We start from the raw sequence: 20,865 nt of genomic DNA on the forward strand, positions 1-20,865 counted from the left end.
CTGTGGGGGATCTTTTGATCGCTCGCAAATGAAGCAACCTTTCCTTTGATCCATAATCAAGCCTTTTTATTATATATTTGAGCATTGATCATTATAAAAAAACACTAAAAATTATGGCTAAAAATTTAAAATTTCTCGTTGCTCTTTTTTCCCTCGTAACATTTTCTCTGCATGCTCAGAATAAAACTATCGACTATTTAAGTATTCCCGGACCTATTAAACTGGATAACAAAACCTATAATCTGGTTTGGAGCTCTCATCCCAGTGAAAATTATTACAAGCAGGAATACTTAAGCCCCGGTGAAAAGATTGAAAAATACAATACATTAACGCTTATCGAGTTTGTAAAGGGAGATTTCGATCTTAAAGATGTAGTTGATCAGAAAGTAAGTGAAATTGAAAAAATGAAGCAATCGAATCCGGTTGTCAATTATGAAACATACGAAAATAATGGAGAATATATTGTAGACTTTCTCATGAGTGAAAACTCGAAAGATGGAAAAGAAATATTAATTGCAGAAAGAAATATATACCGTTATAAGCTGGTTACTGTCAATGAAAGCAAAGGGGTCTTACTTTTCGCCGTCAGTGAAAGAGGCTATAAAGAAAATATGGCTCAATTTTTCAACAATTTAAAAAATAACTCTACCCATTTAATAGAAGTTGTCGGAAATTATAAACTACCCGATGTTCAGTTAAAATAACACATAAAATCTTTGTGAACAACCGAGAAACCATCCTCCATTTGAACCTTATAGGTTTTAGAAACTATAAGGTTTATATCTGCATCCAATAAAAATACAATATACTATGTCATCTGCAAAATCTGCGGGAGATTCTTAACTAATTTATCCTTTATATAATCCTTCAAAATTCAAATTTCTATTGTGTGACTGTCATTGCGAACCGTAGGTAGGGCAATCTAATCGTTAAAATTAAGAGAGATTGCTTCGTCTCTACGCTCCTCGCAATGACAAAATATAACACAAACATCAGCGAAATCCGTGAAATCTGCGGGAGCATAAAAAATTCCAACAGAACATTTTTAACCCAAAACAATCTCCCTCCCTATTCCGATCTCTTCAAGGAAGGTCTCATCATGAGAAATCACCAGCAGGGTTCCCTGATAATTTCTGATAGATTCCGTGAGAATTTCTACGTTCTGCAAGTCTAAATTGTTTGTTGGTTCATCCAGAATGATCATATCCGGGGCTTTATTACTGATTGAAAGTCCGCATAAAAGCAGTCTCAAACGTTCTCCTCCACTTAATATCCCACATTTTTTTTCCCAGGTTTCCTTTCTGAATAAAAACCGGGATAGTAAAGTTTTCACTTCAGATTCCGGCATTGCACTGTCATTAAACTGTTGTACAAAATCGTAAACGGTCATGTCCTGACCAATCAAAGAATATTCCTGATCGACATAAATGGCATTACATTCTGATTTTGAAATGGTTCCTACAGAGGGCTTCAGATTTCCCAATAAAAGATTGATTAAAGTGGTCTTTCCGGAACCGTTGGAACCTTTAATCAAAATCCTGTCCCCACTTCTGATGTCAAGATTGAGGTCTTCTTTCCACAATAATTTTTCATTATATTTAAAATTAACTTCCTCTGCAGCAATCAGAAGCTTTCCGGAATGCAGATCAGAATCATTAAAAATTACTTTCATCTGATCGGAATTTTTCAATGATGAACGCAAATTCCTCAAGTCCCCTGATAGATCATTGATCTTTTCAGCATGAATATCTTTTAATCTGGATGTGTTTTTTTCGGCATTATTGCGGAGAGTATTCATCATAATTCTTGCAACACCCGACTTTTCCTGCTTTTGTTTTCCTCTCGCATCCAGTTTTTGCTTTCTTTCCAGCGTTTCGCGTTCTTTCTCCTTTGCTTTTTTCAGAGCCCGCTCTTTAGAATGGATGTCATTGTTTAATGCTTCCTGTTCTATTTCTTTTTGTTCAGCATACAAATCATAATTTCCACCATAAGTAGAAATCCCCTGATTGCTTAATTCAAATATCATGTCAACAAGGTTCAGTAAAATCCGGTCGTGACTGACCATAACGACAGTTGAATGGGTTTGCTTAATAAATTCATACAGAAGTTTTCTACCTTCCAGATCAAGATGGTTGGTAGGTTCGTCTAACAAAATAATATCGGGCTGATTGATCTGGATTCCAGCCAGAAAAACTTTAGTTTTTTGTCCACCGCTTAAACTTTCAAGTTTCTGATTTAAGTTTAAATTGTCCAGTTTCCAGTATTGCAGTGCACTCTGGCATCGTTCCTCAATATCCCAGTCGTCATTTAAAGTTTCAAAATATTCTTCATCTACGTCACCATTGATGATTTTTTGAAGAGCATTCAGTTTTTTATCGATCTTAAGACATTCTGATACAGTCCTGTGGTCAAAATTCCCAAACATCTGCGGAACATAATACAGATCACCTTTGACGGTTATATTTCCTTCAGATGGCTGAATTTCCCCGGCAGCAAGCTTCAGAAGTGTAGATTTCCCGACACCATTACTACCGGCTACTGCCGATTTTGTATGAGGTTGAATGGCTAAATGGGTGGAATTAAACAGGAGGTCTCCTCCCGGAAACCCGTAGGATATACTTTGTAGTAGAATCATAATTTCTTTCTTGGTAATAATTAAACATCAGTAACTCACGGGTTACTGTTGGGTACAATCGAAAAAGAAATTAAATCCTACATGCTTGTATCATTGGGTTTTGGAAATACAAAGATAGGAAATTTCCCCATAGTACATTTTCCTGATAAAAAACATACGTTTTTTTTCATTACTTCCGAAGCCATTGAAATCTACCGAACTAAATGGCCTTGTGCGCAAAGGTTTTAAATTGTAGATTTAATAGGATAATGGAGCAGAATCAGCGATTTTTATTGTATGTTATTTTCACTCCATCTTATTTAAATGAGTCATTATGAAATCCGCAATAAAAGTAGAAAAGATTTTGATCAAAAAAACGTAACTTTGTCGACTACTAAAATTTTTTATGGAAAGCATTAAAGTTCACGACAAAACTTTCGTTCCTTATCTGAAGGAAGCCGAGATTCAGCAAATTGTAAAAGAAACAGCTTTAAAGATTTATGAAGATTACAAGGATGAAGTTCCTGTTTTCATCGGGGTTCTGAACGGAGTGATCATGTTCTTCTCAGATCTTTTAAAATACTACCCGGGCGAATGCGAAATTGCTTTCATCCAGATGAGCTCTTATGCAGGAACTGAGTCTACAGGAATCGTTTACCAGAAAATGGAACTGACGAAAGATGTGAAAGACCGTCATATCATTCTTGTGGAAGACATCGTAGATACTGGAAATACCGTTGAAAGCCTATTCAAATATTTCACAGAAACCCAGCGTCCGAAATCTGTAAAACTGGCGTCATTCTTATTAAAGCCTGATGTGTACAAAAAAGATTTCAAACTGGATTATATCGGAAAAGAGATTCCAAATAAATTTGTCCTTGGTTACGGACTTGATTATGATGAGTTGGGAAGAAACCTTGCGAATCTGTATCAACTGGAAGAAGGACAGATCAACCATTAAACGCTGTTGGCTACTAGCTGATAGCTTTTAGCCTAAAAAAGTAAAATAAAGAAATTAATTTAATAACTTAAAAACGCTAGAGGCTAAAAGCAGATTAGACCAATGGTAAAAGCCAAAAGCTAGCTGCCCATCGCCAGAAGCCCTTTAAAATTATGATAAACATTGTTCTGTTCGGCCCTCCAGGAAGTGGAAAAGGAACACAAGCTCAAAACCTGATCGAAAAATTTAATTTAAAACAGATTTCAACAGGTGACCTTTTCAGATACAACATGAAAAACGACACCGAGCTTGGAAAACTGGCTAAGTCTTACATCGATAAGGGAGAATTGGTTCCGGATCAGGTAACGACGGATATGCTGATCGACGAGCTTAGAAAGCCAACCGATACCAACGGATTTATCTTTGATGGCTACCCGAGAACGACTGCTCAGACGGAAGCTTTGGAAACAATCGTAGATGAGGAGCTGAACGACAAAATTGATATCTGCCTATCCTTAGTGGTTGAAGATAAAACTTTAGTGGAAAGACTTCTGAAAAGAGGCGAAACCAGCGGAAGATCTGATGACAGCAATGTAGAGATCATTGAAAACAGAATTAAAGAATATTATACTAAAACAGCAGAAGTAGCTGAACTTTACAAACAACAGGGAAAATATGTTGAAGTAAACGGCGTAGGAGAAATTGATGAAATTTCCCAAAAACTTTTCGCTGAAGTCGAAAAAATTAAATAATCGGGAGATGGAGTACGGGATTGGAAAAATTCGAATCCCGTGATCCGCAACCCGCAACACAAACTATATGTCTAACTTTGTAGATTACGTAAAGATCCATTGTAAAAGCGGACACGGAGGTGCAGGTTCTGCCCACCTTCGCCGTGAAAAATATATTCCTAAAGGTGGTCCGGATGGAGGCGACGGAGGTCGCGGCGGACACGTCATCATGAGAGGAAATGCTCAGGAATGGACTTTACTTCCACTTCGATACACCCGTCACATAAAGGCGGAACGGGGTGAAAACGGGGCGAAAAGCCAGCTGACCGGTGCTGACGGTGCTGATATTTATATCGATGTTCCTATCGGGACAATCGCTAAAAATGAAGAAGGAGAAATTATCGGCGAAATTCTTGAAGACAAGCAGGAAATCACTTTGATGCTTGGAGGAAAAGGAGGAAAAGGAAATGAGCACTTCAAATCTTCTACCAATCAGACTCCAAGATATGCGCAACCAGGAATGGATGGCGAGGAAGGCTTCGTTGTTTTCGAGCTTAAAATTTTGGCTGATGTAGGTTTGGTTGGTTTTCCAAATGCCGGAAAATCTACCCTTCTTGCCTCTGTATCTGCTGCAAAACCTAAGATCGCCAATTATGCATTTACAACACTGACGCCCAACCTTGGGATTGTGGATTACAGAAATTACAAATCATTTGTAATGGCTGATATCCCGGGAATCATTGAAGGTGCTGCTGAAGGAAAAGGTCTGGGACACAGATTCTTAAGACATATTGAAAGAAACTCTATCCTTTTATTCTTAATCCCGGCTGATTCTGAAAGTCATTTTCAGGAGTTTAAAATTCTGGAAAATGAATTAACGGAATACAATCCTGAACTTCTGGATAAAGATTTCATCGTTTCTATTTCAAAAGCTGACCTTTTGGATGATGAACTGAAAAAAGAAATCTCTGCGGAATTTCCGGAAAACAAAAAGCCGTTATTTTTCTCCGGTGTGACTGGAGAAGGCCTAGTAGAACTGAAAGATGCAATCTGGAAAAAACTACACGGATAAAAGATGATACACTCATTAAAGAAAATAACAGCACCCGCTGTTATTTTTGTTTCATTTCTTCTGCCTGCCTCAGCTTATGCTCAGGACAGCGATTCATTCGTGGAAACATCTAAGTCAGATGAACCTGCGCCTCTAAATGATAAGGCGTTTTTTAAGTATGAATTTAATAAAAGGTTAAAGTATACGCTTACCTACGATAAGATTGCAGATCAGGGGGAAAGCAATGAGGTGAGTGAGGACATTCAGTATTTCGTAAGTGATGCTGATTTATCCGTTCTGTCTTTTAACAACAGCAGGAATGGTTTTATTTATAATTTAAATAAGGAGACCAATCCTGTACTTCCTGTTTTGATCAAGGATGAAAGTAAAGATATTAAACCTGGAAATTTCGATTATTTTAAAGGAGATATCCCGCTGGAATCTGAAATTGCAGATATTAAAAAAAGGAAAAAAATAAAAACAGAGCATATTTTAGAACTGGTTGAAAAGAGAGCAGAAAACGATCTCATTCATTATAAGTACAACCTTATTCTGAATCAAAAAGTAAAAAAGAATCTGGGAGTTATTGAACTTGACATTACCAACAGTAACCAGGATTTCAATAACAACATTCTGTATGATATGGAACCTTTGTTTTTTAAAAATAAAATAGTGTTCAATAAAGGGGAGATCAAAAGCTATTCTTACTACAGCACTTCTAAAAAAAGGACAAAGTATTATGAATCAAAAGATAATGAGTCTGTGCTTTTAAGACTATCATTTACTAAAGGCTGCTGTGTTTCATCTCTGGAGTAAACTACCATGCCGGAACCGCCGGTATTGGAATAATTATTGAAAGAAACAAGGAAACCACCCGCTATGAAGTATATACTAAGTTTTTGTGCATTGATATTTTTATTCTCGTGCACCACACAAAAAACCGACTCAAAATACACCAGAATCCAATATCAGGCAGGTGCCTGCTTTGGATCTTGTCCCATTTTCACCATAACGATCAATCCGGACAGAACTGCGATACTTGAAGCAGAGCATTTTAATTTCTCCAAAGAGTTTTCGAAAGGAGAGTTTTCAAATCCCCGGGAAGGAACTTTTAATGGAGTGATCAAAGAAGCAGACTACAACAAACTGATTTCACTTCTGAATGATCTTGACGTGAAAAGCCTGAAAGACCATTACGGGACAAAAAACATCACAGATCTCTCCACTTCCTATCTCAAAATCAATTTTACAGACGGATCTTCCAAAAATATAGAAGATTATGGTAAAAGAGGAAGTGAAAAACTGAGAAAAGTCTATATGTTCATTGAAGACCTGAGACATAACCAACAGTGGGCAAAAGTAAAATGATCCGCTTAAAAATATTTAGACTACCTTTGTACCATATAATTCCTTCACCTTGAGGGAATTTTATTTTAAATTAAAAAAAATTAGTTCATTTGAATTTTACAGACCTAAACTTAATAGAACCTATTGCAAAAGCAATTCAGGAACAGGGTTATACAAACCCTACGCCCATTCAGGAGAGATCGATCCCTGAAATCTTAAAAGGTAGCGACTTTTTAGGATGTGCACAGACAGGAACAGGAAAGACAGCGGCGTTTGCTATTCCTATTCTGCAGAATTTATCAAAAAGCAAGACCAAAAATAATCATATAAAAGCCCTGATCTTAACGCCGACAAGAGAACTTGCCATCCAGATCGAGGAAAATATTAACGCATACGGAAAATACCTTCCGCTAAAACAACTCGTTATTTTCGGAGGAGTAAAGCAGGGAAATCAGGAAGCTGCTCTGAGAAGAGGCATCGATATCCTGGTAGCAACGCCCGGGAGACTTCTTGATTTTATCGCACAAGGTATTATCAGCCTTAAGAACATTGAAATCTTTGTTCTTGATGAAGCAGACAGAATGCTGGATATGGGTTTTGTTCATGATGTAAAAAGAGTGATTAAACTTCTTCCGCAAAGAAGACAGACTTTATTCTTTTCAGCAACAATGCCTTCTGAGATCCAGAAACTGGCTGATTCTATCTTGAATAATCCTGTGAAGGTAGAAGTTACTCCGGTTTCTTCTACTGCTGAAACCATTAAGCAGTCGGTTTATTTTGTAGATAAAGAAAATAAGCTGGATCTTCTTTCTCATATTCTGGAGAATGATATTTCAGATTCTGTACTGGTATTTTCACGAACAAAACACGGGGCAGACAAAATAGCAAGAAAGTTGCAGAAAGATAATATCTCAGCAGAGGCAATTCACGGGAACAAATCTCAAAATGCGAGACAGAATGCCCTGAATAATTTTAAGAGCGGAAAAACAAGGATTCTGGTCGCTACAGACATCGCTGCAAGAGGTATCGATATCGATGAGCTGAAGTATGTGATCAATTTCGAACTTTCCGACGTTTCTGAAACCTATGTTCACAGAATCGGAAGAACGGGAAGAGCAGGAGCTGAAGGATCTTCAATTTCTTTTGTAGACAGTCTGGATCTTTTAAACTTAAGAAATACAGAAAAACTGATCGGTAAAAAAATTCCGGTGATTAAAGAGCATCCTTTCCATACAGATAATCTGGTAGCGCAAAAAAGAGACTCTAATAATAAGCCTTCTTCCGGAGGTGGAGACCGAAGACCTCCGAGATCTCCAAAGCCTCAGAATAACAACAATAAGCCAGCAGCCGGCAGTACCCCTACAGGGTTCAAGAAGCCTAAGAATAAGAATTTCACAAGAAAAAAATAATAACAAAGCCCTTTCGATTGAAAGGGCTTTTTTTATGTCATATCCTATTACTTAATCAACTTTATTATTGAATTGTACAAAGTAGCAGTGATCTGATTTCTATCTTCTTGAATTAAATATTACCTAGTATTTTTTAACTCTTATTTATTTTTACCTTCTCCAAACAGCTTAGATGCATTTTCGGTAGTGATTCTATCAATTTCCGAAAAGTCTTTTCCATAAATGTTCACCAGCTTTCCGGCGACAAGATCCAGATATGAACTTTCATTTCTTTTCCCTCTATGCGGAACCGGAGCCAGATATGGAGAATCGGTTTCCAGCACGATTTTATCCAAAGGAATTTCATTCAAAAACTGATCAATTTTGCCGTTTTTAAAAGTCACGACTCCTCCTATTCCCAATATAAAATTAAGGTCTATCGCATGCTTCGCTTGTTCAAGGTTTCCTGAAAAGCAATGGAAAATACCGCGCAGTTTGGGATGCTTTTTTCTTTCTAATACCTCGAATGTTTCATCAAAGCTTTCTCTTGTATGGATAACGATAGGAAGGTCCATTTCTATTGCCCATTCGATCTGCTGTTCAAAGGCTTTCACTTGGATATCCAGTGTCGTCTTATCCCAGTAAAGATCAATTCCGATCTCCCCTATCGCTGGAAAATGTCTCTCATCCAGATAGTTCTTAACGATTTTGAGTTCTTTTTCCCAGGATTCATATTTTACATAACACGGATGAAGTCCCATCATGGAAATGATCTGTCCGGGATATTCCGTTTCCAGTTGAAGCATTTTACCATGGGATTCCGAATCAATGGCAGGAAGATAAAACTTTGTGATTCCTTTATCTAGGGCCCTTTGAATAGCCTCTTTTCTATCTTCATCGAATTCTTCTGCGTATAAATGGGTATGTGTATCAATCATTTTCTTAAAATTTTAACAGATCTTCATAAGGGTTTTCCAATTCCATCAGCAGTCCAAAGGCCGGTTCAGTCTTAATTCCCTGTTTTTTTAATTCTATTATTTTATGTCTAAATTCTTCTCCTCTTTCCTGTAATATTCTATGCTCTGCCAACATGTGACGGTACGCATTCTGTTGAAGTGGTGGTTTATTCTGTCCGAAAATTTCTATCTGAAATTCTTCCAGCATAAAATTCAGAACAATGCTTTTTTCGTCATGAACAATAATGCTTTCAATCGTTACCTCAACATCTACAGGAATTAACTGACCAGACCTAATATCATCCAGAAACTTTTCTTCAAACCGAAGATCTACTTCGCAAATAATGTCAAGATCACTGCTTTCAATGTCGATCCCGATAGGAATCGTTCCTGCCAAAACAGGAGAATAGGTTTTTAATTTCTCAAAAATTTGATATTTTTCAAGAACTTCGTAAGCTCTTTTCTGTCTTTCATTTCCTGATTTCAGATAATTGAGGTTCGTAAAATCAATCATTTGAAAAAAATTTTGTGCCTCACTTTTCCTCTCTGAAGTTCAATTCTTTCGTTCAGTTTTTCTCTAAACTCTATATATTTCGGATCTTTTTCATCTTCCGTCCGATGTTCCAGCGCTTTATTGATCTTGAAATTCTCTTTGATGAAGCTTTTAGTCTCATCAGAAAAATAAGATTCCCCAAACTTATCAAAGATGTAATTGACAGCCTGTGAAGTGGGATGAATCATATCTTCTTTATAAAAACGATAGTCACGAAGATCATCCATCAGTATTTCATAAACAGGCAGATAGTGGCAGTTTTCAAGCTGCGAAATCGCTTCATGAACAGCAACAATTAGTTTAGACTTACTCAGTTGATTTTCGATCATCCCGTCTTTGGTATGGCGTACCGGAGAAACGGTAAACAGAATCTGGACGTCCTCCGGGCAAATATCTTTCAGGTTTAAAACCGTATTATACATTGAATCTGTAAGCTCTTGATGCGAAAGCAGCCTTTTTTCAAAAAATTTCTGTGGGATCTTGTGGCAGTTCGCAGCCAGCTTTTTCTTCGGAATAAATTCGTAAATAAACGAAGTTCCGTAGGTAATGATCACCCAGCCTGCATCCTGCAGAAAATTGTTTCCTTCTTCTATCCCTTTATTGATTTTATCCAGGGTCTGATGGATGTATCGGGTATCAAAGCTGCTGTGGTGATCCAAGGAGATGAATTCTTCATTAAAAGTGATCAGCTCCTCCTCTGTATAAAACTCTGAATCATGAAGCCTTTTAACGGCATTGCTGATCGAAAAAGGATTAAAGATAGTTCCAAACGGATTATTAACCGTCTGAAGCTGCCCCTGACCTAACAAATCTGTCATTTCCGAAGCAAAACACGACCCTATTGAAAATATTTTATCTTCAACATCAATCTTTTTTTCCGACTTCGGAATATCAACTTCGGTTCTGAATTTCATTGTTTATTAGGTAGAAGATAATGAGTAAAAGGTAGTCGTCAATCTATGAAATCTACAACCTCCTACCTCTTACCTGCCATCTTATTAGCTCTCTCTTCTCAACAGATAATTTGCCAGTTCAGCAAAAGGTTTTTTCTTGTCTTCAGGGATATTGATTTTTGCCAGATAACTCTGCCCGATCTCATTGTGTTTTTCGATCAGACGCAATGCTTTCTCATCTACTTTGGTTCTTCTGAAGATCTTTTCAACACCGTATACTTTATCAATATTATCCGTCTTTTTACCATACCAGTGATCCAGTTCTTTTCTTTCTTCTTCCGTTGCATGTTCTCTGGCTAAAAGATAAAGAATCGTTTTTTTATTTTCATAGATATCTCCGGCATGTTTTTTACCAAACTGAGCCTGGTCTCCGAATACATCCAGATAATCGTCCATAATCTGGAAAGCGATACCAATGTGCTTTCCGAAGTTGAAAATAGCTTTGGCATCTTTAAAATTAGCTTTGGCAATAAGTGCTCCTATTTCAAAAGAAGAGGCACTCAGAACTCCGGTTTTATAAGTAATCATTCTGATGTAGTCATCATATGTTACATCTTCCTGAGTCTCAAAATTGATGTCATACTGCTGCCCTTCACATAGAAGAAGTCCGGTATGGGTAAAGATTCTGATACAGGCTTTGAAGATTTCAGGTTCAAGGTCTTCAAAAAACTTATAAGCTTTCAGCATCAGCCCGTCTCCGGAGAGGATTCCAACGTTGATCCCATGCAGGGTATGAATGGTAGGTTTATTTCTTCTCAGAGGTGCCTCGTCCATAATATCATCATGGATCAGGGTAAAATTATGGAAAAATTCAATTGCCAATGCCGGCTTTATTGCCTGTCTCAAATCTCCTCCAAACAGGTCGCAGGCCATCAATACCATAATAGGACGAAGACGTTTTCCGCCGTGGGAAATGATGTAGTTCATCGGATCATAGAGTTCCGCAGGCTTATCTTTAAAGGTGTACTTCGTGATCGCTTCAGCAACGATCTGCTGGTATCTGTCTAAAAATTCCATAAAATCTTATAATTTGAACAAAAATACAATTTTTCGAGGCTTTATAAAACAAAAAACTTTGCCCTGACGGACAAAGTTTGTATTATATATTTCAACTTTTAAATTAAGTTAAAAACGTTACAGCAAGATAAGTAATCGCAGCAACAATTGCCGAAATAGGAATCGTTAGTACCCAAGCCCAAAGAAGGCTTACGGTAATTCCCCATCTCACGGCAGAAATTCTTTTCGTTAATCCTACCCCGATGATAGAACCGGTGATGGTATGCGTTGTAGATACCGGAATACTTAACTGATCTGTAATAAAAAGCGTAATTGCTCCTGCAGTTTCAGCACTTACTCCTTCCAATGGAGTCACTTTTGTAATTTTCGTACCCATTGTTTTGATAATCTTCCAACCTCCACTCATTGTTCCTAAACCAATCGCAAGGAAAGATACTAAAGGAACCCAAAGATAATGCTGGGCAAAATAATCAAAACGACCTGCAGAAGGGATATTCAGATAAACAGGGTCATGAAGCATCTCTACGTGATAGTAGATTAAAGCTGCCCCGATAATCCCCATTACTTTCTGAGCATCATTCAGACCGTGCCCTACACTGAAAAGTGCTGAGGAAACAAGCTGCAATCTCTTGAAAGACTGATCTGCTTTGTAAGGGTTTGATTTTTTATAAAGGTGAACAATAATTAATGTAATGATGATGGAGATCACCATCCCTATTATCGGTGCCATAAAAATGAACAAGAAAATAGGAATTACTTTATCAAACTTCACAACACTCTGAGTGGTCAGTTGAAGAAAAGCCTGTTTTAATGTAGCAAATAACCCTAAATCCGGTTGTGCAGCTACCACATCATGATAATCCAGCATAAAAGCATGCATAAGTGCTGCTCCTAAAAATCCTCCGATCAGTGTATGAGAAGATGAAGAAGGGATACCAAACCACCATGTCAAAAGGTTCCACGCGATTGCTGCTAAAAGCCCTGAAAATATCACTTCCAGAGTGATGAAATTTTCATTAACTGTTTTAGCGATGGTATTTCCAATTCTGAATTCACCAATAACATAAGCTGCTAAAAAGAATGCTGCAAAATTCCAAAGGGCGGCCCAAAGTACAGCTTGGAAAGGCGTTAAAACTTTTGTGGAAACAATCGTCGCAATGGAGTTGGCGGCATCATGAAAACCATTGATATAATCGAAAATTAAAGCCAAAGCAATAATAACCGTAAGTAAAATCGGAAATTCCATTTTTGTTATTTTGTTTAGGCGTATTTAATCATGATGTTCTCAATCGTGTTGGCAACATCTTCTGCTTTGTCAGTTACTATTTCAAGATAATTAAGAACGGATGAAACTTTGATGATGTTAATGGCATCATTGGTTTCAAATAAATCTACCATTGAGTTGGAAAGCAGGTCATCTGCGATATTCTCAATAGAGTTTACTTTGATACAAGCTTCTTTTACCTGATCCATATTCTTAAACCCTTTAAGGTTTTTCATCGCATTCTGGATCTCAAGACAAGCTTTGTGGATCAGAAGAGAGAAATCCGAATAAGCCTTCATTTCAGGAGATTTATACAGGAAGATATATTTTGTAGAAGCGTAGATGTAATCGGCGATATCATCAAGGCCTGTTGCCAGGGTGTGAATATCCTCACGATCAAAAGGTGTAATGAAGTTTTTTCCAAGTTCAACGAAGATCTCATGTGTAAGCTCATCATTTTTATGCTCATAGTCACTCATCCTTTTTAACATCGTATCATCGTTAAGATCGAAATCTTTGATCCCGTTGTTAAAGTCTTCAGACATTGCAACTAAGTTTTCAGTTACTTTTTCAAAAAGTACAAAGAAAATTTTATCCTTCGGTTGAAAAGCGTGGAAAATATTACCAATTCCCATTTTTATGTATTTATAATTTGAGTGCAAATTTCCTAAAAAAGGATTTGCCCTGAAACTATATAACATTAAGTTTTGTTAACATTCGATTAACGCCTGATAATCAAATAAAAAAACCGGCTAAAAGCCGGTTTTATATACTACTGAGATGCGTTAGTTAGCTACTTCAGCTCTCATTTCTTTTCCTTTAAATTTCATTGAAGGAATATTGCTCATTACATTCTCTGAGAAAGATTTTTCTACTTCAAAGAAAGAGAATTTTTCTAAGATTTCAATATCACCGATTTCAGCTCTTTTTTTGCTTTTTCCGGCGGTAGCTTTATTGATGATTTCTAAAACATCAAGCTTTTTCAATTGATCTTTTTTCCCAAGGTTGAAGAAGAATCTTACCATGTTCTCGTCCTTTCTTCTAGGTTTTCCGCTACGCTCTCTGCCATCTCGGCTGTCTCTGCTTGCTCTAGTATCACGGTCCCCACGGTCACGATCTCTTCCTCTATCGCGGTCTCTTCCTCTGTCTCTGTCTCTTCTTGAATAATCATCATCTCTGCTGTTGAACTTCTGATCAACAAGATCATGCTTATCTTTGTAGTACAAAGCAAGGTCTTTTAACTGGAACTGCAATAACTTGTGTACCAATTCCTCTTTTGTAAATGCACTTAGATCAGGAATTAAGCTATCATTGAATTCAAAGATATCTTCTTCGTGTTCCGTAAATAATTTTTCAAAAACACCTTCCACCTGAGCTTTGATAATATCTTCGCCTGTTGGAATGAATTTTTCTACAATATCAATTTTCGTTGTAGATTTAATTTGCTTTAATTTTCTGCTTTCTTCAGGCTTAATTAAAGAAATTGAAATCCCGTCTTTTCCAGCTCTACCGGTTCTTCCACTTCTGTGAACGAATACTTCCGGATCATCAGGTAAAGAATAATGGATAACGTGCGTCAGAGAGTTTACATCCAGACCTCTTGCTGCCACATCTGTCGCTACAAGGATATCAATGTTTTTCAGTCTGAATTTCTTCATGACGGTATCTCTTTGGGCCTGAGAAAGATCTCCGTGCAGTGCATCAGCGGCATACCCGTTCTGCATCAGGAAATCTGCAACCTCCTGAGTTTCCATTCTTGTTCTACAGAACAAAATAGAATACTGGTTCGGATTGGCATCAATTAATCTCTTAAGAGCTTCTTTTTTTTGACGGTATCCTACAACGTAATATTCGTGCTTAATGTTCTTTTTAACCTCGTTAATAGAACCCACAGAAATACGGTGCGGATTGGTAAGATAGTTTTTAGAAATTCTTTCCACCTCTTTATTCATCGTTGCCGAGAATAAGAAAGTTTGCTTTGTATCCGGTGTTTCTCTTAGAATCGTTTCCAACTCATCTTTGAAACCCATTGAAAGCATTTCATCAGCTTCGTCTAAAACCAGCCAATGAATAGCAGAAAAATCAAGTGCTTTTCTGTTGATAAGGTCGATTACTCTTCCGGGAGTCCCCACAATAATTTGCGGTTTGTCCTTCAAAGAACGAATCTGATCCATAATACTACTACCACCATAAACCGCTGTGGTTTTGATGTCTCTCATGTACTTGGAGTAATTTTTTATGTCTTTAGAAATCTGAAGACATAATTCCCGTGTCGGACAAAGGACCAAAAATTGGATTTTGCGACTCGTTTCGTCAATCATATCCAAAATCGGAAGCGAAAACGCTGCTGTTTTGCCTGTCCCTGTCTGCGCAAGTGCGATCAAATCGCGAATATCTGAAAGAATGAAAGGGATAGTCTGTTTTTGGATTTCTGTCGGGCTTTCGTAACCCAGTTCGCCAACTGCCTTAAGGATATCAGGACTTAAATTGGACTCCGTAAATAAATTCATTAAATATTTTAAAATTTTTGCAAAGATACAACAAATATTTGATTTGTTTTTGAATAAAGTTTTAAATATGTAAACTTTAATTCAGAATCCTTTAATATATTTTTAATTTTTAAAAAATTAAATCCAAAAAAACAGGTCTTATGTTAAAAACATGTTAAACATTGTTTTTTTTTATTAAATTGGATTGATTTTTTCTGTATTATTTATGAATTTTCAAAAATAACACCATGAAACGCAAATTTTATTTTAGATCTTCGTTTCATGATTATTGGAATATTTCCAGTATTCATGGCTGCATTTCAAGATTTGCCAACCTTTCAACAGTGTTCGATTTACGGCTCACTTGAAGTCTTTTCAAATTTACAATTATTTTTTTCAAACTGTACGATACCTGTCTGTTTTTTGATGGATTCCCTCTTTTTTCAGTCTCTGTTTTAAAATCTAACCTTAAAATTTACACCTCATTGGATCCAATTTGCATACTACATTTCCCCATTTTCACCTGTTGAAATTTCCCGGTTCATAAAGCATACAAAGAGTGTTTTCATCACTTAATTTTGGTCATCAGAAGTTTATTTTTTAACTTGGTTCAATAAAAACACCTCTTCCATTAAATTTCCAAAAGTATGAGTACCATTAAGCCAGAAACCTTTACATTTTTAAAAAATCTTACCCAGAATAACAACCGAGAATGGTTTACTGAAAACAAAAAACTTTATACAGAATCACAGGAAAACGTCATCACTTTTCTCGATGAACTGATCAAAGAGATAGCTGAATTTGATGAAGAAATGGGGAAAATTGATGGTAAGAAATCTTTATTCAGAATATACCGTGATACGAGATTTTCAAAAGACAAAATACCTTATAAAACCAATTTTGGAGCTTCTTTAGGAATGGGCAAAGGAAGTAAGAAAGGAGGTTATTACCTTCACATAGAGCCTGGAAAATCATTTCTGGCCGGCGGTGTTTACATGCCGGAATCTTCCGTTTTGAGAGAAGTAAGAAAAGAAATTTCGCTGTATGGTGAGGATTTCCTGAAGATCATTCATCAGAAAGAGTTTAAAAAACATTTCCCTGAACTGGATCAGGACGATAAGCTCAAGAAAGTTCCTCAGGGATTTGAAAAGGAAGATCCAATGGGAGACTATTTAAAGCTGAAAAGCTTCATCGTGGTCTATCCTCTGAAAGACGAAGAAGTTCTGGATAAAAATGCCGTAAAAAGCATGACAAAGGTCTACAGACTGATGAAACCTTTGAATGATTTCCTCAACACTCCCCTCACTTTGAATTTGTAACAATAGCAACAACCCTATCGGAATAAAAAAATTCTGCGTCATCTGCGAAATCAGTGAAAAAAAATCTCTCACCGATTTTGCAGATGACGCAGCTATGGATTGATAGCGAAAAACTATCTTATTTTTATTTTAAAACTGCATCACATCCTTCACTACTCCGTTATTCTGAGTGTATTGAAGTAATTCTTTTTCAATAAATATTTTGATCTTTTCTTCTGAAGCATCCTTTGGAAATAAGACATGAACATTTGCCCCTGCATCCAGTGTGAAAAATAAAGGAAGTCCTGTTTGTCTTCTGAATTCCCAGATTGTATTGATCACCTCCATGGTTCCGGTTTTCATCAGAATAAAGGCTGGATCACTCATCATCATCATGGCATGAAGGGTGAGCGCTTCATGTTCAACTAATTTAATAAAGTGCTCCATATGGCCGCCTTTGAGAATTTCCTTCATCGGAACAAAATTTTCTCTTGCTTCCTGAAATCTTCTTTCAGCGTAAGGATTGGTATTCATCAGGCCGTGTCCTACGGTGGAAGAAACACTTTTCTGACCTTCATGGATTAATAAAACCCAGTCGTTGAAGTTTTTGAACACCTCATGAATCTCAGAATCAGGATATTTTACGGCAAATAAGTCCGAACTTCCTTCTACCTCATCGGAAACTCCCCATACAACCAATCCGTTGTACAAACTTCTGCAAGCGCTGCCACTTCCCAATCTAGCTAAAAATGATGCTTTTCTTAAAGATTCTTCTTCCGAAACCTTTTCTGAAAATAATTCATCCAGTTTCATCAGACATTTGGCTATTGCTCCAAATCCCGAAGCGGAACTTGCAATCCCGGAACTGTGCGGAAAGGTATTTTCTGTTCTGATGATGTACTTTCCTTTCAATATCCATGGAAGATATTGCTCGATATTTTTAAAATATTTCTCTATTTTTTCTGCAAACTTCACCTCTTCATTTCCTGCAAGGAAGGTCTGTACAGAAAAAGATTCGTCAGCCAAAAACTCCATAGAAGTATTGGTCTTACAGTGATTCAGAGTATAACTGATACTCGGATTGGCAGGAATCTGGTTTTCATATTTACCCCAATATTTGATCAGGGCAATATTGGACGGACAGCTTTCTGAAACGGTCTCCGTATGAATGTTGAAATTTTGTTTTCCTAGAAATTCTTGTGTTGTCATAGTCTGATTTAAAATGGTAAAACGCTTTTATTTACCCACAATAGGCACAAAAGAATCTTAACACTTAAGTTATTGATAAAGTTAATAAAACTGTCGATTCGAGGCTACTTAGGTTTTCAAAAATCTTTGATTTTTTATTTGAAAAGCCGTGGGTATCTTTGTGGTTCAGATGGTTTTATTTTAATACATTTTTTCTATAATATCTGCATATTTTTTAAGAACCACATTTCTTTTAACCTTCAATGTAGGGGTTATTTCTCCGGTATTAATGTCAAATTCAGCTGGCATCAGGGTGAACTTTTTCACTTTCTCATAGTCTGCCAGATGTTCCTGTAATTCTTTAATTTTTTCTTTATACAAATTGATGATCTTATCATCTTTTACAATTTCCTCCCACTTGGTGAAAGGAATATTATTTTTCTTTATATAATCCTGTAAAAATTCAAAATTAGGGACAATAAGAGCCGATACAAACTGCCTGCCTTCTGCTACCAGCATGATCTGCTGGATGAAATTATTATTGGTCAGAAGGTTCTCTATTTGTTGTGGTGCTATGTATTTCCCGTTGGAGGTCTTCATCAGATCTTTAATCCTGTCTGTGATGATCAGGTTTCCTTTATCGTCAAATTTTCCGGCATCCCCGGTTTTGAACCATCCGTCTTCCGTGAAAACTTTCTGAGTTTCTTCAGGCTTATTGTAATAGCCTTTCATAATGCCATTTCCTCTGGCCTGGATCTCATCGCTTTCACCGATGCGGATTTCTACACCTGGTAAAGGTTTTCCGCTGGTTGCATGTTCAAAATGAGTCAGCGGGAAAAGGGTCAGGGTAGCTGTTGTTTCAGTCAGTCCATAGCCTACGGTCACATGAATGCCTACAGAGTCGAAGAACCTGGTGACTTCTGGTGACAATGATGCTCCCCCGCAAGGTAAGAACCAGAGTCTCCCGCCCATTTTCTCTTTAATTTTGCTGAAAACCAGCATATCGGCAACAGATTCTTTCAGTTTTAGCCCAAAAGGAATCGGCTTTTCGTTCCTTCTCAATTCTGCAGTTTGCCATCCTGTTGCCAGTGCCCAGTCGAAGATTTTTTTCTTCACAGATGAACCTTCTTCTGCTTTTTCTAAAACTCCGGCATATACTTTTTGGAAAAATCGGGGTACCGCACACATCATGGTAGGTTTTACTTCTTCCAGAGCTTTGGCAATATTTTTCGGGTCTTCCAGAAAATATACCCTGGCTCCTCCATAAAGGCAAAGCAAGCTCCAGCTTCTTTCGAAAACGTGGGTCAGAGGTAGGAATGCCAGTGAAAGTTCTTCTTCAAAGTTTGTAAACTTAAGAAACTCAAAGTGGGAATCGAATGCTTTAATAAAATTTCCATGGGTAAGCATCACCCCTTTCGGAGTTCCGGTAGTTCCGGAGGTATAGATCAACGTTGCGGTGTCATCATTTTCTTTGGCACTGATCTCCAGTTTTGAAGAAGACTTTGCAATAAAATCTTCAAGATAAAAACTGTTGAATTCTTTTTTGATCCAGATTGATTTTTTGGAAACAATGATCATTTCCAATGGGCTTTCTTCTTTATTCAAAAGTTCAAGAGATGCGTCATATTGTTCCTGACTTCCAACCAGAACAGCTTTTGCAGATGAATCACTGAAGATATATTCTGCCTGCTCCGCGTTGTTTGTAGAGTAAATAGGAACGGTGATAGCGCCAATGGCCATTGAAGCCAGATCAAAGATCATCCATTCAGAAGAGTTATCCGAATAAATGGCTACTTTATCATTTTCCTGAATTCCTGCATCTTTCAGTGCATTGGCTGTTTTAAAAACGATCTCGCTCAATTTCTTCCAGCTCAGTTCTTTCCAGGCCTCCTCTTTCTTTTTAAAACCTATCGCTGACTTCAACGGATGCTTTTCTACATTTTTTAGGATAATTGCTGCTGCAAGATTCATGAATTCAGCTTTTTGTCGTTAATATAATTGTTAAGATGAAAATCAACACTTTCCTTCACAGGAATAAACTGATAATCAAGCTCTTTTTTTATTTTTTGGTTGGAAATGGTGTTGAGTGATGATATTGATTCAATATTGGACTTTGTAATAATTCTTAACTTCGGAATCAGCCACCCGAAAAGGATATTGGCAAGTCTTCCCAAACCTAGCTGAGATTTTGTAAGAATTTTTGCTTCTTTAAGCCCCAGCTTCGACCTGATCTGCTGTCCAAGCTCTGCATATTTTTTATTTTCAGAAATAAGAATAAACCGTTCTCCGAAAACATTTTTTTCCATGAGTTCAATAGAAATTTTAGCAGCATCTCTTACATCTACATAGCTTGTCCCTCCGGAGAATGTAAAGCCATTTTTCTCAAAAGTTGGAAAAATATCTCCACTACTCTGCCCCCAATTTCCACTTCCGATGATCATTCCCGGGTTAACAATAACGGTGTTCAGTCCTTCGGCAGAAGCTCTCCAAACCTCCATTTCAGCAAGGTGCTTGGAAATGGCATAGGCAGAGTGTTCTTCTTTCGGGTTAAATTCAGAACTTTCATCAAGCTCACCTTTTTCATTAAAAAGATCCAGAACGGCGATCGTGCTGACGTGCAGAAATTTTTTCACTCCTGAACCTTCACAGGCAAACAGCAGGTTTTCCGTACCCTTTACGTTGGTATGGTACATCTCTTTTTCATCATGAGGATGGAAACTTACTTTTGCGGCACAGTGATAGACCTCATCTACACCTATTAATGCATTCTGTAAAGCATCCTGATCATCAAAATCCACATCTATCCATTCGATCTTATTAAAAAAATCATCAGGATGTTCTGTATAGACACTGTAAGAATGCCTCACATCGTTTAAATTGCTACCCGGTCTTTTGGCAGCACGTATGTTTTTCCCCTTTTTAAGAAGTTCCAAAACGATTACCCTTCCCAGAATTCCGGTCGCACCCGTTACAAAAATCATTAATTATTTACTTGGTTTCCTACTAAAATATAACAATATTTTCTATCCGGCAATTCTTCATTTTTCTGTAGAGATTTCATAAAAAACTGCTTATG

19 protein-coding genes are annotated in these 20,865 nt (G+C 37.2%); 8 read left to right on the top strand and 11 right to left on the bottom strand.

The genetic code is table 11. The annotated features are described in order from the left end of the window. Positions 1-113 precede the first annotated feature (113 nt). Positions 114-704, top strand: a complete 591-nt coding sequence (locus tag BW964_RS05170) for a hypothetical protein (RefSeq protein WP_076505242.1) — start codon at positions 114-116, stop codon at positions 702-704. A gap of 341 nt (positions 705-1,045) precedes the next feature. On the opposite strand, the gene abc-f is transcribed toward BW964_RS05170, so the two are convergent. Continuing rightward, positions 1,046-2,635, bottom strand: a complete 1,590-nt coding sequence (gene abc-f / locus BW964_RS05175) for a ribosomal protection-like ABC-F family protein (protein ID WP_076505244.1) — start codon at positions 2,633-2,635, stop codon at positions 1,046-1,048. 385 nt (positions 2,636-3,020) lie between these two features. On the opposite strand from abc-f, the gene BW964_RS05180 reads away from it, so the two are divergent. The 6 genes from BW964_RS05180 (at position 3,021) to BW964_RS05205 (ending at position 8,092) form a co-directional block, all read left to right on the top strand. Further along, positions 3,021-3,575: a phosphoribosyltransferase gene (locus tag BW964_RS05180; RefSeq protein WP_076505246.1), complete on the top strand. Its 555-nt coding sequence runs from the start codon at positions 3,021-3,023 to the stop codon at positions 3,573-3,575. 152 nt (positions 3,576-3,727) lie between these two features. Continuing rightward, positions 3,728-4,306, top strand: coding sequence for an adenylate kinase (locus tag BW964_RS05185; protein ID WP_076505248.1), 579 nt, complete (start codon positions 3,728-3,730; stop codon positions 4,304-4,306). A gap of 67 nt (positions 4,307-4,373) precedes the next feature. Then, positions 4,374-5,357, top strand: coding sequence for a GTPase ObgE (gene obgE, locus BW964_RS05190; protein ID WP_076505250.1), 984 nt, complete (start codon positions 4,374-4,376; stop codon positions 5,355-5,357). Positions 5,358-5,360: 3 nt separating this feature from the next. Then, positions 5,361-6,152, top strand: a complete 792-nt coding sequence (locus BW964_RS05195; RefSeq protein ID WP_076505252.1) for a hypothetical protein — start codon at positions 5,361-5,363, stop codon at positions 6,150-6,152. Between the two features lie 63 nt (positions 6,153-6,215). Next, positions 6,216-6,704 (top strand): DUF6438 domain-containing protein, encoded by a 489-nt coding sequence (locus BW964_RS05200; RefSeq protein ID WP_076505254.1) that lies wholly within the window; start codon positions 6,216-6,218, stop codon positions 6,702-6,704. An 89-nt stretch (positions 6,705-6,793) separates the two neighbouring features. Continuing rightward, positions 6,794-8,092, top strand: a complete 1,299-nt coding sequence (locus tag BW964_RS05205; RefSeq protein WP_076505256.1) for a DEAD/DEAH box helicase — start codon at positions 6,794-6,796, stop codon at positions 8,090-8,092. Positions 8,093-8,232: 140 nt separating this feature from the next. Here BW964_RS05205 and BW964_RS05210 read toward each other — a convergent pair whose 3' ends face one another. The 7 genes from BW964_RS05210 to BW964_RS05240 form a co-directional block, all read right to left on the bottom strand. Beyond that, entirely contained in the window at positions 8,233-9,009 is a 777-nt protein-coding gene (locus tag BW964_RS05210) for a TatD family hydrolase (RefSeq protein WP_076505258.1), read from the bottom strand. A 4-nt stretch (positions 9,010-9,013) separates the two neighbouring features. Next, a complete protein-coding gene (locus tag BW964_RS05215; protein WP_076505260.1) occupies positions 9,014-9,541 on the bottom strand; it encodes a DUF4269 domain-containing protein in 528 nt (175 codons plus the stop codon). Then, the gene (locus tag BW964_RS05220) at positions 9,538-10,494 is read right to left on the bottom strand and encodes a GSCFA domain-containing protein (protein ID WP_076505262.1); all 957 of its coding nucleotides are present in this window, start codon (positions 10,492-10,494) and stop codon (positions 9,538-9,540) included. The genes BW964_RS05215 and BW964_RS05220 overlap by 4 nt, the downstream gene beginning before the upstream one ends. Positions 10,495-10,578: 84 nt before the next feature. Continuing rightward, a complete protein-coding gene (locus BW964_RS05225; protein WP_076505264.1) occupies positions 10,579-11,550 on the bottom strand; it encodes a polyprenyl synthetase family protein in 972 nt (323 codons plus the stop codon). A gap of 103 nt (positions 11,551-11,653) precedes the next feature. Continuing rightward, positions 11,654-12,796: an inorganic phosphate transporter gene (locus BW964_RS05230; protein WP_076505267.1), complete on the bottom strand. Its 1,143-nt coding sequence runs from the start codon at positions 12,794-12,796 to the stop codon at positions 11,654-11,656. A gap of 14 nt (positions 12,797-12,810) precedes the next feature. After that, the gene (locus BW964_RS05235; protein WP_040998750.1) at positions 12,811-13,449 is read right to left on the bottom strand and encodes a DUF47 domain-containing protein; all 639 of its coding nucleotides are present in this window, start codon (positions 13,447-13,449) and stop codon (positions 12,811-12,813) included. Between the two features lie 150 nt (positions 13,450-13,599). Continuing rightward, complete coding sequence (locus BW964_RS05240) at positions 13,600-15,324, bottom strand: DEAD/DEAH box helicase (protein WP_076505269.1); 1,725 nt, start codon at positions 15,322-15,324, stop codon at positions 13,600-13,602. A 626-nt stretch (positions 15,325-15,950) separates the two neighbouring features. Here BW964_RS05240 and BW964_RS05245 point away from each other — a divergent pair. After that, on the top strand, positions 15,951-16,622 hold the full coding sequence (locus tag BW964_RS05245; RefSeq protein WP_076505271.1) for a DUF2461 domain-containing protein: 672 nt from the start codon (positions 15,951-15,953) through the stop codon (positions 16,620-16,622). Positions 16,623-16,751: 129 nt separating this feature from the next. Here BW964_RS05245 and BW964_RS05250 read toward each other — a convergent pair whose 3' ends face one another. The 3 genes from BW964_RS05250 to BW964_RS05260 form a co-directional block, all read right to left on the bottom strand. Further along, positions 16,752-17,810: a diphosphomevalonate decarboxylase gene (locus tag BW964_RS05250; RefSeq protein WP_076505273.1), complete on the bottom strand. Its 1,059-nt coding sequence runs from the start codon at positions 17,808-17,810 to the stop codon at positions 16,752-16,754. A gap of 180 nt (positions 17,811-17,990) precedes the next feature. Next, positions 17,991-19,760 (bottom strand): AMP-dependent synthetase/ligase, encoded by a 1,770-nt coding sequence (locus BW964_RS05255; protein WP_076505275.1) that lies wholly within the window; start codon positions 19,758-19,760, stop codon positions 17,991-17,993. Continuing rightward, positions 19,757-20,770, bottom strand: coding sequence for an NAD-dependent epimerase/dehydratase family protein (locus tag BW964_RS05260; RefSeq protein ID WP_076505277.1), 1,014 nt, complete (start codon positions 20,768-20,770; stop codon positions 19,757-19,759). Before BW964_RS05260 ends, BW964_RS05255 begins: the two co-directional genes overlap by 4 nt. Positions 20,771-20,865: the final 95 nt, after the last annotated feature.

This window comes from Chryseobacterium shigense (assembly GCF_900156575.1).
In the GTDB taxonomy this organism is placed as follows: Bacteria; Bacteroidota; Bacteroidia; order Flavobacteriales; family Weeksellaceae; genus Chryseobacterium; species Chryseobacterium shigense.